Raw genomic sequence first — 14,384 nt, 5'->3', positions numbered from 1 at the left:
AATACAGATTTAATCTATGGCTAAGTATTAATGTGTCAAATATAGTTATTATTTAGTCTTTCGTTAAAAAAGGCTTGATGGAGAAATTTTTAAAAACTCTTGCCATGGCAATCCTCCTGCTCCAACTAAAAGTATTTTATCTGGCTTATACATTTTGCTAAAGGCATCCATTCCAGAAGTGCCTGTAACCAATCCTGTACTTTTAACTTCTATGCCAATTACTTTCCCACGTTTTTCTAAAATGAAATCAACTTCATCGTTTCTATGTCTCCAATAAAATACTTTATAACCTTCCACAAAAGAAGAATTTAACAGATGTGCACCTATTGATGATTCGACCATTCTCCCCCATTCTGCCGGCTGTTTTCTGATCTCTTCGAAGAATTCATTTCTTTGAGCGCTTACCAAAGCATTATTATGCACCTGGAATTTTGGACTGGATGAACGTTTACGGATTACATCGGCAGCAAATTTTTCAATACCACCCAGCAAACCAGCGGTATCTAATAATTGTAAATAATGCGACAATGTTGTGGTATTACCTGCATCAGAAAGTTGCCCTAATATTTTGGTGAAGGACAGGATCTGACTGGAATACAGACACCCCAATTCAAACAAACGTTTCATTAAAGCAGGTTTGTCTACACGGGTTAGCATTAAAATATCTTTCGAAATACTGGTTTCTATCAATGCATTAGAGACATAGTTTTTCCACCGCTCTTCATCGTTAATTAAGCCCGCAGAACCTGGGTAACCACCAAACCATACATATTGTTCGGCAGTAAAACCAAAAGCACTTTCCATTTCAGCAAAACTCCAATGCCCTAAATAAGTTAATTCGAATCTTCCAGCTAATGATTCAGTTAGTCCTTGTTGAATGAGCAGTCTGGAAGATCCCAATAAAATTACTTTTAAGTTTACTCCATTTCGCATGTCTTCATCCCATAAGCGCTTCACAATTTCACTCCAGTTGTCTATCTTCTGAATTTCATCAATAACAAGAAGATATTCATTAACTCCAGGTTCTTTTAGTAGTTCTCTGGTATTAAACCAAATCAACTCTATCCAAGTTCTATCTGAAGCAGCAACAGCATCTGCAGATTCGAATATACAAGGTGTATCAATTTCTTTGATCAATTGACTGATCAAGGTTGTTTTGCCTATTTGCCTGGGACCCACAAGCACTTGAATAAACCTTTTTGGTTCATTCATAACCTTTACAAGGTTCTGTAAATAAAGCCTTTGGAACATTTTAAACAATTTACTCAATAAACTGAGTAAATTTACTCAATGCGCTAAGTAATTGCAAGTGTTACTTATTTTTAATTCTGATAATTAAGATTTAATAGGAGATATCATCAAATTTATGAAGTAAAATTATCACATAAAACACTAAATATAAACAAGTTACAATCATTTTAACAATTTACTCAATATGTTGAGTAAAATTACTCAGTTATATATTAATAGTTAAAAAAATGTTAAAGTGGATGCTGTAATTAAACTACAACCAAATGCCGCAGTCTATCTAACCAAACACAAAAGAAACCTTTAAATAAAAAATTATGAAAAAGTTAGTTTTATTTGCCGCAGTACTGATGGTTTCATTATTCGGCATCAACAATGCAAAAGCACAGGTTAGCTTAAATATCAATATTGGTTCTCAGCCAGTTTGGGGACCAACAGGTTACGACCACGTAGACTATTATTATTTCCCTGATATAGATGCTTATTATTATGTTCCTTCAGGCCAATATATTTATTCGAATGGTGGACGTTGGATTTGGACAAACAATTTACCTGCCCAATATGGGAACCTTGATTTATACCGTGCTTATAAAGTGGTAATCAACGAACCTAAACCTTATTTGAGAAATAATATATACGTAACCAGATATAGTAAATACAAAAACTATGGCGGCCGTCAAACCATTATCAGGGATAGTAGAGATACTAAGTACTATGTTGTAAAAGGACATCCTAATTATAACCAAAGGCCTGCAAGAAATGTTACTGTTATCAATAAGCGCCCTAATCGTGTAGTGCAAAAAAACGTAATAAGACCTGCTAAAAAAGATAATCGCCGTCCTGAATTTAACAATGGTCACGATAATCGCCCGGAAAGAGATAACAGAAAAGGCCGTGATAATGAACGCCATTAAAATTAATATTTAGTTGTGATTAAAGGAGTTTCGAAAGAGGCTCCTTTTTTATATGTCTGTTACAATAGAAGTTTTGGCACAGCATTTGAATTATTGAAGTACACACAAATAAATAGATTATTATGAAAAAGCTATTCATCATTTCCGCGATTTTAGGTATCGTGGCTTTAACATCTAATCAATCTAACGCTCAGGTAAGTATCAACGTAAATATTGGCGCGCAGCCTGCATGGGTTCCCGCGGGTTATCAGAACGTTGATTATTACTATCTCCCAGAGGTACAATCTTATTATTATGTCCCTCAAAGGCAGTTTGTTTATTTAAGTGGCAACCGATGGGTAAGATCGAGATATTTACCAGCCAGGTATAGAGGTTACGATCTACATCACGGGCGTAAAATTGTAATGCACGGAAACAATCCATATCGCAATTATAACACACATAGAGTAACCTATGTTAGCCGCAACAACTATTACCGTTCATCATACGGCGGTGGTGATAAGACCAGATTTCGCGGTCCAAAAAATCATTACGAACCTCAGCATGTAGATCACAGACATCATGATAGAAGGGTAAATCCGGGTTTATCCTTAAGAGGACACCGAGAAAAACATGGTCATGGTCACGGTAGACATTAAACTAAAAAAGAGGCTTTTAGCCTCTTTTTTAGTTTAACAGCATTATTACCCTTAGTTGATCCAGGGTGTATTTTAATTTGTTAGTTACTTGGTATAAAACTCTCAGCTTTTTCCAAAACAACTTTTAATCCCGCTGGATTTTTACCGCCTGCTGTAGCATAAAACGGCTGCCCACCGCCACCGCCTTGGATTTCTTTACCCAATTCCCGAACAATATTTGAAGCATTTAATCCTTTCGTCACAAGGTAATCAGAAAGCATTACCGTTATTCCCGGTTTACCATCAATTTCTGTTGTGAAAACCAGAAACAGGTTATCAACCATATCTTTCAAAGAAAAAGCCAGGTTTTTAATTGCTTCGGCACTTTGAAGATCGATGTGTTTTGCAATCAGGTTAACGCCATTAATTCCTCTTACATGGTGAACAATTTCATGTTTTAAAGTATTTACGCGCTCTATTGTCGATTTTTCTATTTCCTTTTTCAGTTTTGAATTCTCATCCAATAAAGCCTGAACAGAAGCTGATAAATCTTTACTTCCGTTTAATAAAGCTTTTAACTGTCCTAATTCTTTTCTTTGATCTAAGAAAAACTGTTCTGCTTTATCCGCGGTAATGGCTTCAATACGGCGAACACCTGCGGCAACGGCACTCTCAGAAGTAATCTTGAATGAACCGATTTGTCCGGTTGCTTTTACATGCGTACCACCACAAAGCTCTTTCGAAAAATGATCGTCAAAAGTAATCATACGAACAAAATCGCCATATTTTTCACCAAACAGAGCCGTTACACCACTTTCAATGGCATCCTGATAAGGAACGTTACGTTGTTCTTTTAACTTAATGTTCTGGCGGATTTTCTGATTCACAATTACTTCAATTTGTGCTAATTCCTCGTCAGTAACTTTAGCAAAGTGAGAAAAGTCGAAACGCAGGTAATCTGCATTAACCAATGAACCTTTCTGGTTAACTTGTTTACCTAAAACCTGTTTAAGAGCTGCATGCAATAAGTGTGTGGCAGAGTGATTATCTTCAGTTAAAATACGTTTATCTTCATCTACAACTGCCCAGAATTTCCCTTCCAGATTATCGGGTAATATATCGGTAAAATGAACGGTTAGCCCGTTTTCTTTTTTAGTATCAGTTATATCTACCCAAAACTGTCGACTATGGTCTTCTAAACGGCCTGTATCGCCAACCTGACCACCGCTCTCTGCATAAAAAGGCGTTTGGCGCAAAACGATCTGATATTGTTCTTTCCCTTTAGCTTTAACTTTACGGTATTTTAAAATTTCAGTTTCGATTTCTAAATCATCATAACCAACAAATTCGCTTTGATCTTCTGTATTTACTGTAATCCAATCGCCAGTATCAATGGCAGTAGCGGCACGGGAACGGTTTTTTTGAATATTCATATAAACATTAAAACCGTTCTCATGAAAATTATAACCATTTTCTCTTAAAATTAATTCAGTTAAATCTTTTGGAAATCCAAAAGTATCATATAATTTAAAACCTATAAATGCAGGTAAAAATTTTGTATACTCAATAAGCAAATTAAGTGCATTATTATAATTAATTTGTCCATCTAAAAAGCCCTCAAACTCAATGAATCTAAAACCTCCACTTAATGGCATTGCTATTCCACTTTCTATATGCTTAGAATAGTTGTATAACAACTTATTAATTTGATGAGTATCATAAGTTACGATTTCTTCCATTGAAATATTTGGCCAACCTTTCTCTGGAGAATTTTTCAGGAAACTTTGAACATCTTCTAAATATTCTAAATATTCATCTAGCAACTCAATACCATTACCCAAAGTCCTCAAAAATGAAACTTCCTCTTCCAAAACAACTTTCTGAACGAAATCCTGTTGCGAAATAAGTTCATCAAATACACCTTTAAATTGTTCAGACAATAATGGAACCAACTGATTCAAAAATGGCTCTTTAAAGTTTAAAAATGTATAAGCATAACGTACGGCACGGCGCAAAATCCTGCGGATAACATAACCAGCTTTATTATTAGAAGGTAACTGACCATCGGCAATAACAAAAGAAATAGCACGAATGTGATCGGCCATAACACGCATAGCGATATCTGTTTTCTCGTCAGCACCATATTTAATACCCGATTTTTCTGCAATAAACTGAATCATCGGTTGGAAAACATCGGTATCGTAGTTAGAAGTTTTTTCCTGTAAAACACGCACCAAACGTTCAAAACCCATTCCGGTATCAACATGTTTGGAGGGTAAGCTTTGCAATGAACCATTTTTCAAACGGTTAAACTGCATAAATACATTATTCCAGATTTCGATTACTTGAGGATGATCAGCATTTACCAGGGTAGCGCCATCAACTAATGCTTTTTCTTCATCTGTACGGCAATCTACATGGATTTCAGAACATGGCCCACATGGTCCGGTATCACCCATTTCCCAAAAATTGTCTTTTTTATTTCCAGGTAAAATATGGCTTTCATCCACATATTGTTTCCAAAGGTCGTAAGCTTCCTGGTCTTTTTCCAAACCTTCTTTCTCATCGCCTTCGAAATAGGTAACATATAATTTTTCTTTCGGGATTTTGTAAACTTCTGTCAATAATTCCCAACTCCATGCAATGGCTTCTTTTTTGAAATAATCGCCGAAACTCCAATTACCCAGCATTTCGAACATGGTATGGTGATAAGTATCAATCCCCACCTCTTCCAGGTCGTTATGTTTGCCCGAAACACGTAAACAGCGCTGAGTATCAGCAACACGAGAATATTTTATGGCGGCCTCCCCCAAAAACAGATCTTTAAATTGGTTCATACCCGCATTGGTAAACATTAAAGTTGGGTCGTTTTTAACCACAATCGGTGCTGAAGGAACAACATGATGTTGTTTCGATTCAAAAAAACTAAGGAATGCCTGTCTAATCTCTTTTGCTGTCATTTCAATATTATTGGAGGGAACAAAATTAAAATTTTATTGCGTTAATAAGGAAAAATCGAGCTACATTTGAATACTTTAATTAAACGATATAAAACACTCATAATCAACTACAAAATATGCCGTATAAAGAAAGAGACATTAATAAAATGTATTATACCATGGGCGAGGTGACTGAAATGTTTAATGTCAACGCATCGCAGATTCGTTTTTACGAGAAAGAATTCGATATCCTCCAACCCAAAAAAAACAAGAAAGGTAACCGTCTTTTCACACCAGAAGACATTGAAAACCTAAAAATTATTTTCAACCTGGTTGATGAAAAAGGTTTTACATTAAAAGGTGCCAAAGATTATTTGAAGAACAACAAAACAGGTGTTAGAGAGAATCAAAAGATTATTGATTCATTAGAAAAACTGAAAAGTTTTTTAGTAAATCTGGCAGAAGAACTTTAGGCACGCTTTACTTTTATAGTATAAACCTCTTTACATTTATTTAAGTAATTAAAAAAATACATCTTTTGTAGTTTTTTAATTATTTCCCTATATTAGGATTACCAATACAAAATCACCCTATTTTTTATTAACCAGTTTAAACTCTGCTTATGAAAATATGGTATGTATTGTTGCCTGTCCCTTTTTCCCATTCTTTAGTTCCCAAAAAGCATTTGGGTGTTGGCTTATCTGCATTAGTTCGTAATTGGCTGCTGCAAGCAAACCCCTTTAGAGATACCCTGTTCCGTAGCCGGGATCTGATCATCTCATGGCTAACTGACCTTTATGATAAATTTATAACTGGAAGTGGTTATGCATTTAAGTTATTAACTGTTGCCTTTATAATGATTGGATTTATGGCAAATGCCCAAACCAACACACAGGAAACAGCTATACGTGATATTTTGGAAAGCATGGCTGAAAACCTTCCCGAGGATTACGATATGACCGAGTTGGTTGATGTGTTGGAGAAATATCGTAAACACCCAATTAACCTGAATCGCACTTCGGTAGAAGAATTAAATACTTTGGTATTCCTGTCTCCATTACAGATTGGCAATTTCTTTACCCATTTAAAGGAAAATGGTCCGCTTGCCGATGTGCTGGAATTACAAAGCATTGCTGGCTTTGATATTAAAACGATTCAAATGCTGCTCCCATTCGTAACACTAACCAATATCACCGAATATCAGCAACTCAGTTTTAGGAACCTTGTGCATGCTGGTGAAAATGACCTGATGATGCGTTTCGCACAAACTTTACAAAAACAAAAAGGTTATACTGATTTACCAGGCAACAGGTATTTAGGTTCGCCAGAGCGATTCCAGATGCGATACCGGTATCAATACAGTTCAATTCTATCGGCGGCCATAACTTTAGATAAAGATGCCGGAGAAAAATTTACCGGCAAGCCGTTTGATTTTTATTCAGGAAATATCGCACTATTCAAATTAGGTAAATTGAAAAAATTGGTAGTTGGCGATTATACACAGCAATTTGGCCAGGGCTTAACCTTATGGTCGGGTTTTTCTTTTGGTAAAGGACCTGATGTAACCAGTGTTGCTAAAAAAGATTTGGGTTTAAGGCCTTATAATTCTACCAACGAATATTCCTTTTTTAGAGGCGCCGCCGCAACGATTAATTTATTTAAGAATGTAGATATTACTCCTTTTATTTCATTCCGCAATCTTGATGCGAGTCAAAAGCTAGATGCTGAAGGAAATTTAGTTCAGTCTACGATTAATCAAACTGGCTTGCATAGAACGCCTACTGAGATTAAGAATAAAGGTGTTTTGGCACAGCGCGTATTTGGTACAACGATTCAATATACCAAAAACGAACTTGTTGTTGGTGCAATTGCTTATCATACCAATTATAAGAATCGTTTTATTACGCAAACTGCAGCTTACGATCGGTATAGTTTCACAGGAAAATCGTTAACTAATTTGGGTTTATTTTATAATTATACCTATAAAAACATGTACCTCTATGGTGAAGGAGCAAAAGGTTTAGGTGGTGGCTTTGCCTATATTAACGGTGTACTCATTAGTTTGTCTTCATCGGTTTCTGCAGCCTTAACTTATCGCAATTATGCTAAAGATTACCACAGTTTCTTTAATCAGGGAGTATCCGAATCCAGCGAAGCCGTAAATGAAAAGGGATTGTATGCCGGCTTAAATGTTAACCCGAATAAACATTGGGCTTTTTCTTTCTATGGTGATTTATTTCGGTTCCCCTGGTTAAAATACCGTGTTGATGAGCCTTCAAAGGGTTACGAAGTTTTAGCCCAGGCAATTTATACACCAAGCAAAACCTTTAAAATTTTAGTTCGATTTAAATCAGAAAATAAACAACAAAATACCGATCTGGATGTTCCTGTAAATTTTTTAGATCCTGTAAAAAGAGAAGGTTACCGGACAGAGGCAAATTGGCAACTGAATAAGAATTGGCATTTTCAAAACCGGATAGAAGTTTCTCAATATAAGAAAGGAAGTGCAAACAGGGAATTTGGATATCTCATTTATCAGGATATTGATTATTCGCCAATGTTCGCTAAGCTAACCGGCAATGTTAGGTTTGCCTATTTCAATACGCCGAGTTACAACAGTAGAATTTACGCCTACGAAGATGATGTTTTATACAGTTTTGCTTTTGGAATGTACAATGGAAGAGGTTTCAGAACCTACCTCAACCTGAAATACAATGTAGTTAAAAAACTAAATGTATGGATCCGATATGGGTTATTTGTATATAAGGACGTAGAAACAGTAGGTACTTATCTGGACGAAATTAAGGGTAATAAAAAATCGGAAGTTAAAATTCAAGTACGCTATCAATTTTAAACAATGTTTAAGACTGAGTATATTTTTGTTAGGATCTTGTTTCCTTTTATTTTGGGCATCTCTATTTTTTATTTTTTCCCGGCCATAGCGTATATTAAATGGTTGACCTTAACGCTAGTTGTTGTTTTACTGAGCATTTCATTTTTAAACGTTACTTATAAAAGATTCAATATCTATCGTTACAAAGGTGCAGTTGGTATTTTGATTTACATACTTTTTTTCAACCTTGGCGGTTTGTTTTGCCTGCTCAATAACGAAAGTTTAAACCAAAATTACTTTGCAAAAACCAATTGCAATTATTTAAAAGTATGGGTTAACAATGAGCCTCAGCAAAATGGCAATATTGTGCGCTTTAAAGCAAAGGTAAGATCTGGATATCTAAAAGATAAACAGATCATCTTATCGGGACAAATGCTGCTTACCGTAAAATTAGACAGCCTTAAACCTATCCAACTAAAGTATGGAGACGAAATGATGATTTCGATTAGCTATACCGAAGTGGAACCGCCATATAATCCTGCAGAATTTGACTTTAAAGCCTGGCTAGGCAGTCAGAATATTAATCATCAGGCATTTATAGATCAGAACCATATTGTTAGCACCAAAAATAATGCTGGTAATCCTATTATAAAGATGGCCTTAAACTTAAGAGAAAAGCAATTAGCAAAATACAGAAAATTAATTAAAAGTGACGAAGCTTTTGCTGTGGCCTCTACCCTTATTTTAGGTTACCGTGCCGATTTAAGTAAAGAAACTTTATCGGCCTATTCCAAAACAGGAACCATTCATGCTTTATCGGTATCAGGAGCGCATGTAGCTATCATCTATGTTGTTTTAGATTTTATGTTCTTATTTTTTTTGAATAAGAATAGGGCATTAAGAATATTGAAACTATTACTCCTCTGTACTTTGATATGGGGGTATGCTTTGTTAACCGGATTATCGCCTTCTGTTGTTCGCTCAGCTATAATGATCAGTATTTTAATAACGGCTAAAGTTTTATCTAAGAAAACCAATAGTTATAATGTTTTAGCCTTTTCCGCATTTTGTCAACTCATTTACAATCCATTTTTAATCTGGGATGTTGGATTTCAACTCTCCTACCTGGCCGTATTTGGACTAATTTATCTTCAGCCCAAAATCTACAATCTTCTTTATACTGAACATAATTGGATAGATAAATTATGGAGTTTCACATCCATGTCTTTAGCGGCACAAATAGTCACGTTTCCATTAAGTATTTACTATTTTCATCAATTCCCATTTTACTTTCTCTTTGCTAATCTTTTCATCACCATCCCATTAATATTAATTATGTATTTAGGGATTGTGGTATTAATCCCATCATTCGGGTTTCTGGCGCCGATTTTTGAATGGATCATAAATTTTACGAATACTGTATTAAAATGGATTGCCAGTTTGCCATATGCCAGCTTTTCATCAATATGGATTAATCTGTCTGAATTTGCCTTGTTGAGCCTTTCGCTAGGATTGTTTATTTATGCATTAGCAAAATTCAACAAACAAGTTTTGTTCACTTCTTTATTTCTATTTGTTTGTTATCAACTTTTGATTGTGCGTGATGATCTAAAGGTTTTTCACCAAAGAAAAATCATTTTCTTTTCCCTGAGAAAAAATTATGCGGCTGCTTTTATTAATGGAAAAGAAGCTGTTCTGGTTTCAGATTTAAGTACTGAAGATAAAAACTATAAATTTTCTGTTGAACCGGCATTAACACAATTACAGTTAGACAAGATATATTTTACCAATATTAAGAAAGATACTGTTTTAGGCCAGTTTGCATTAAGGAAAAACCAGATTGCCTTTTTTCAATATAGGATACTTTTGGTTGATGAAAAACTGAACAATAAAAAGATAAATGGAAATGCTACGTTTTCGAGTATCTGGTTAAGTGGAAATACTAAATTTAATTTAGGCAAAATAGATACTGGTATAAAATATAAAACGGCAATAATAGATGCCACTAATAAAGATTATAAAATTCAGATCTTAAAGAATGGCATGGAGAATAATGATAAAGATGTACATGTTTTAAAGAAAAATAAAGCATATTTGGTGCAACTAACCCAATAACATGGAAAATTTGGTTTTATATCAGGTTGCTGAAAGAATAGCAACGATAACGATCAACAGACCCGAAAAGAGAAATGCGTTAAACCCTCAACTTATCGCTGAATTAACTACCGCATTTATAAGGGCATCTGAAGATGACCAGGTAAAAGTGGTCATATTAAATGCAAATGGTGGTGCATTTAGTGCTGGTGCCGACTTAGCATATCTTCAGCAATTACAGCACAATACATTTGAAGAAAATGTAGCTGATTCTGATCGTCTAAAAAAACTCTTTACAACTATTTATTACTTGCCCAAGGTGGTTATTGCACAGGTAGAAGGCCATGCCATTGCTGGTGGTTGTGGCTTGGCAACGATATGTGATATCGTTTTTGCTACCCCTGAAAGTAATTTTGGTTATACTGAAGTGAAAATTGGTTTTGTGCCCGCTATAGTTTCTTGTTTTTTAAAACAAAAGGTGAGCGAATCCATCGTTAAGGAAATTTTACTAACTGGAAAAACTTTCTCTGCAGAGCAGGCATTGAAATATAATTTGATAAATTTTGTAACAAATTCATTCGATATTCATCAAATGGTAAGAGAATTTGCATTAAGTTTGTGCAACGGGAGCTCTGGTAATTCGTTAATGATTACGAAACAATTGATTACGCAAACAACCAATCCCCTATTGGAAAAATGCTTGGAAACTGCGGTACAGATCAATGCCCGTGTAAGAGAGAGTGAAGATTTTAAAAAAGGGATTTCTTCATTTTTGAAAAAAGAAAAAATTAACTGGTAAATAACCTAAAACTAAAATAAAAACATGTTTAAATCAATCAAAACTAGTGTTGTAGCTTTAATCTTAGTAAGTACTGCTATAATTGCCCATGCACAAAAGAAAATTGCTGAAGGTACTTTGGTATTTGCTGTAACAGCTAATGGTGCAACAACCGACATTAAAACTAAATTTAATGGCAGCTTAACCAAAATAGAAATTGAAAATGGCCCCGCCATGGTTAACATTATTTCAAATACTGCAGAAAAAACCGGATTATTATTAATTGACGTTCCGGTAGCTCAAAAACAGTTTGCAGTAAAGGTGAGCAAAGCAGAAACAGAAGCACAGGAAGCTTTATTGCCAAAATATTCTGATTATAAAGCAACTGGTGAAAAACAAACAATTGCTGGATTAAGTGCTGAAAAATATACCTACAAAGACGATAAGGGTGGAGCGCATGAATTATGGGCAACAAAAGATGTTGATATTGCTTCAATTACCAATGGTGGTTTCTTTAAAGGCTTAGGTGCACTTCCTGTGAAATATTCTGCAGTAATTAATGGCGTGAATTCAGATCTGGTACTAAAATCTCTTTCTGAAGCCAAAGTTGGTGCCATTAGCACTGAAATTCCTGCCGGTTACGAAGTAGTAACCATGGAAGAATTGAAAGCCATGCAAGGTGGTGGTGAATAATTAACCAATTCCAGATAATTTACGGCTTTTTAACTGCCGGCTTTTTATTTAAATTAGCCGAAAAGTTAAAAAGCTTTTTTTATGCCCCCAAATTATATATGATTAAAAACTTATTACTCAGATTATCAATTGCCTGCATCGCAATATGTACGCTAATTGATGCAAAAGCCCAAAGTATCAACTGGGCAAAAGATGGTAACTCCTACTACCAGATTGCAAGCGGAGAAATTATTTCGGTTACCCTCCCTAAAAGCGACAAAAAAACAATTATTTCCAGAACGTTATTAACGCCGGCAGGAAAAGATAATGCCATTGCGGTAAGAAGTTTCCAATTGTCGGATGATGGTACAAAAGCATTAATTTACACCAACAGTAAAAAAGTTTGGCGTTATGATACCCGTGGCGATTATTGGTTGGCAGATTTAACCGCTAACAAGATTACCCAGATTGGAAAAGATAAACCTGTATCATCTTTAATGTTTGCAAAATTATCGCCCGATGGAAGTAAAGTAGCTTATGTAAGCAAACACAATTTATATGTAGAAAATATTGACGGAACTGGTGCTAAAGCCTTAACCACTGATGGCACAGACCGAATGATCAATGGTACTTTTGATTGGGTTTATGAAGAGGAATTTGATTGCCGTGATGGTTTTAGGTGGAGCCCTGACGGGAAATCTATTGCTTATTGGCAGATTGATGCGACCAAGATCAAAAACTTTTTGATGATCAACAATACTGATTCGATTTATCCTTATACCATTCCGGTTGAGTATCCAAAAGTGGGCGAAAATCCCTCGGTTTGTAAAGTTGGCATAGTTGATATCGCTACTGCGAAAACAAACTGGTTAAACGTTCCGGGCGATAATATCCAGCATTACATTCCACGGATGCAGTGGGTACCAAACAGTAACAACATTATTTTACAACAGCTTAACCGTGAGCAGAACGAAAGTAAAGTGTTTATCTGCAATGCCAGTACCGGAGATGCAAAAGCGGTTTATACTGAAAAGGCAAAAGCCTGGATTGATGCACAGGATGAATGGAAATGGTTAAACGACAATAAAGAATTTACCATCGTATCAGACAAAGACGGTTGGAACCATTTGTACAGAATCAGTATTGATGGAAAAAAAGAAACATTGGTTACAAAAGGTAACTATGATGTAATTGATGTGAAATTGATTGATGTAAAAAACAATACAGTTTATTTCCTTGCTTCACCAACAAATGCCACTCAGAAATATCTTTTTAAAACCAAGTTAGATGGCAAAGGAAAATTAGAACAGGTTACACCTTCTATCCTACCTGGAACGCATAATTATGATATTTCCCCAAATGCAGCTTTTGCCCGTCATACCTATAACAGTTCAATCGTAAGACCAATTACCGAGTGGATGAATTTTACTACCGGGAATCCATTTACGATGGATGGAAGCATTACTACCCAATTATCAAAACAGGAAGCGGCTAAAAACAAAGTTGAGTTTTTTAAAGTAACCACCGAAGATGGCATTGAAATGGATGGCTGGATGAAAAAACCTGATAATTTTAATCCTGCTAAAAAATACCCAGTTGTATTTTATGTTTATGGTGAACCTGCTTCGCCTACAGCAGCAGATACGTATGGCGCCGGAAGAAACTTCTTATATGCTGGCGACATGTCCAAAGATGGTTATATCTATATTTCAATGGATAATAGAGGTGCCCCTGTACCAAAGGGAAGCACTTGGCGTAAAAGCATTTATAAAAACATAGGAGTACTCAATATTCGCGACCAGGCCATGGCAGCTAAAAAACTATTGGCTACCAATGCTTTTATGGATAAAGACCGTGTAGCCGTTTGGGGCTGGAGCGGTGGCGGTTCGTCTACCTTAAACCTGATGTTCCAATATCCTGAAATTTACAAAACAGGTATTGCTATTGCAGCGGTTGGCAACCAGTTAACTTACGATAATATTTATCAGGAACGTTATATGGGTACACCTTTTCCAAGTAAAGAAGCTTATGTAAAGGGCTCTCCTATTACTTATGCCAAAAACTTAAAGGGAAATTTATTGTACATCCATGGCACCGGCGATGATAATGTACATTATCAGAATGCCGAAATGTTGATCAATGAACTGATTAAAAACAGAAAGGTTTTTCAACTGATGAGCTATCCTAACCGTACACACAGTATCTCAGAAGGTGAAGGAACAAGCGAGCATTTATCGTTAACCTACACCAAGTTTTTAAAAGAAAACTGCCCTCCGGGAGCAAGATAGA

10 protein-coding genes are annotated in these 14,384 nt (G+C 35.6%); 8 read left to right on the top strand and 2 right to left on the bottom strand.

The genetic code is table 11. The features are described 5' to 3' along the window. Positions 1 to 63: 63 nt before the first annotated feature. Positions 64 to 1,212: an ATP-binding protein gene (locus tag ACUN24_RS16690; protein WP_445563525.1), complete on the bottom strand. Its 1,149-nt coding sequence runs from the start codon at positions 1,210 to 1,212 to the stop codon at positions 64 to 66. A 353-nt stretch (positions 1,213 to 1,565) separates the two neighbouring features. On the opposite strand from ACUN24_RS16690, the gene ACUN24_RS16685 reads away from it, so the two are divergent. Then, a complete protein-coding gene (locus ACUN24_RS16685; RefSeq protein WP_445563524.1) occupies positions 1,566 to 2,162 on the top strand; it encodes a hypothetical protein in 597 nt (198 codons plus the stop codon). 122 nt (positions 2,163 to 2,284) lie between these two features. Beyond that, on the top strand, positions 2,285 to 2,800 hold the full coding sequence (locus ACUN24_RS16680; protein ID WP_445563523.1) for a hypothetical protein: 516 nt from the start codon (positions 2,285 to 2,287) through the stop codon (positions 2,798 to 2,800). Positions 2,801 to 2,880: 80 nt separating this feature from the next. Here the strand turns inward: ACUN24_RS16680 and alaS are convergent, their stop codons facing one another. Beyond that, a complete protein-coding gene (gene alaS, locus ACUN24_RS16675) occupies positions 2,881 to 5,739 on the bottom strand; it encodes an alanine--tRNA ligase (protein WP_445563522.1) in 2,859 nt (952 codons plus the stop codon). Positions 5,740 to 5,855: 116 nt separating this feature from the next. Here alaS and ACUN24_RS16670 point away from each other — a divergent pair, with 116 nt between their 5' ends. From ACUN24_RS16670 to ACUN24_RS16645, 6 genes are all read left to right on the top strand, one after another. Next, positions 5,856 to 6,191, top strand: coding sequence for a MerR family transcriptional regulator (locus ACUN24_RS16670; RefSeq protein ID WP_121284799.1), 336 nt, complete (start codon positions 5,856 to 5,858; stop codon positions 6,189 to 6,191). A gap of 149 nt (positions 6,192 to 6,340) precedes the next feature. Beyond that, positions 6,341 to 8,572, top strand: a complete 2,232-nt coding sequence (locus tag ACUN24_RS16665) for a helix-hairpin-helix domain-containing protein (protein WP_445563521.1) — start codon at positions 6,341 to 6,343, stop codon at positions 8,570 to 8,572. A 3-nt stretch (positions 8,573 to 8,575) separates the two neighbouring features. Further along, complete coding sequence (locus ACUN24_RS16660; protein ID WP_445563520.1) at positions 8,576 to 10,666, top strand: ComEC/Rec2 family competence protein; 2,091 nt, start codon at positions 8,576 to 8,578, stop codon at positions 10,664 to 10,666. Between the two features lies 1 nt (position 10,667). After that, positions 10,668 to 11,444: an enoyl-CoA hydratase/isomerase family protein gene (locus ACUN24_RS16655; protein WP_445563519.1), complete on the top strand. Its 777-nt coding sequence runs from the start codon at positions 10,668 to 10,670 to the stop codon at positions 11,442 to 11,444. 24 nt (positions 11,445 to 11,468) lie between these two features. Then, on the top strand, positions 11,469 to 12,116 hold the full coding sequence (locus ACUN24_RS16650; RefSeq protein WP_445563518.1) for a hypothetical protein: 648 nt from the start codon (positions 11,469 to 11,471) through the stop codon (positions 12,114 to 12,116). Positions 12,117 to 12,214: 98 nt separating this feature from the next. Further along, positions 12,215 to 14,383 (top strand): S9 family peptidase, encoded by a 2,169-nt coding sequence (locus ACUN24_RS16645; protein ID WP_445563517.1) that lies wholly within the window; start codon positions 12,215 to 12,217, stop codon positions 14,381 to 14,383. Position 14,384: the final 1 nt, after the last annotated feature.

The sequence above is a fragment of the Pedobacter sp. WC2501 genome, assembly GCF_052682415.1.
The sequence above is the reverse complement of the archived record's forward strand: the minus strand, read 5'-3'. Positions and strand labels throughout refer to the sequence as shown.

Coding starts and splice junctions, on each gene's coding strand:
- alaS (WP_445563522.1), bottom strand. CDS start 5,739: ATGACAGCAAAAGAGATTAGACAGGCATTCCTTAGTTTTTTTGAATCG.
- ACUN24_RS16655 (WP_445563519.1), top strand. CDS start 10,668: ATGGAAAATTTGGTTTTATATCAGGTTGCTGAAAGAATAGCAACGATA.
- ACUN24_RS16660 (WP_445563520.1), top strand. CDS start 8,576: ATGTTTAAGACTGAGTATATTTTTGTTAGGATCTTGTTTCCTTTTATT.
- ACUN24_RS16650 (WP_445563518.1), top strand. CDS start 11,469: ATGTTTAAATCAATCAAAACTAGTGTTGTAGCTTTAATCTTAGTAAGT.
- ACUN24_RS16685 (WP_445563524.1), top strand. CDS start 1,566: ATGAAAAAGTTAGTTTTATTTGCCGCAGTACTGATGGTTTCATTATTC.
- ACUN24_RS16670 (WP_121284799.1), top strand. CDS start 5,856: ATGCCGTATAAAGAAAGAGACATTAATAAAATGTATTATACCATGGGC.
- ACUN24_RS16645 (WP_445563517.1), top strand. CDS start 12,215: ATGATTAAAAACTTATTACTCAGATTATCAATTGCCTGCATCGCAATA.
- ACUN24_RS16665 (WP_445563521.1), top strand. CDS start 6,341: ATGAAAATATGGTATGTATTGTTGCCTGTCCCTTTTTCCCATTCTTTA.
- ACUN24_RS16680 (WP_445563523.1), top strand. CDS start 2,285: ATGAAAAAGCTATTCATCATTTCCGCGATTTTAGGTATCGTGGCTTTA.
- ACUN24_RS16690 (WP_445563525.1), bottom strand. CDS start 1,212: ATGAATGAACCAAAAAGGTTTATTCAAGTGCTTGTGGGTCCCAGGCAA.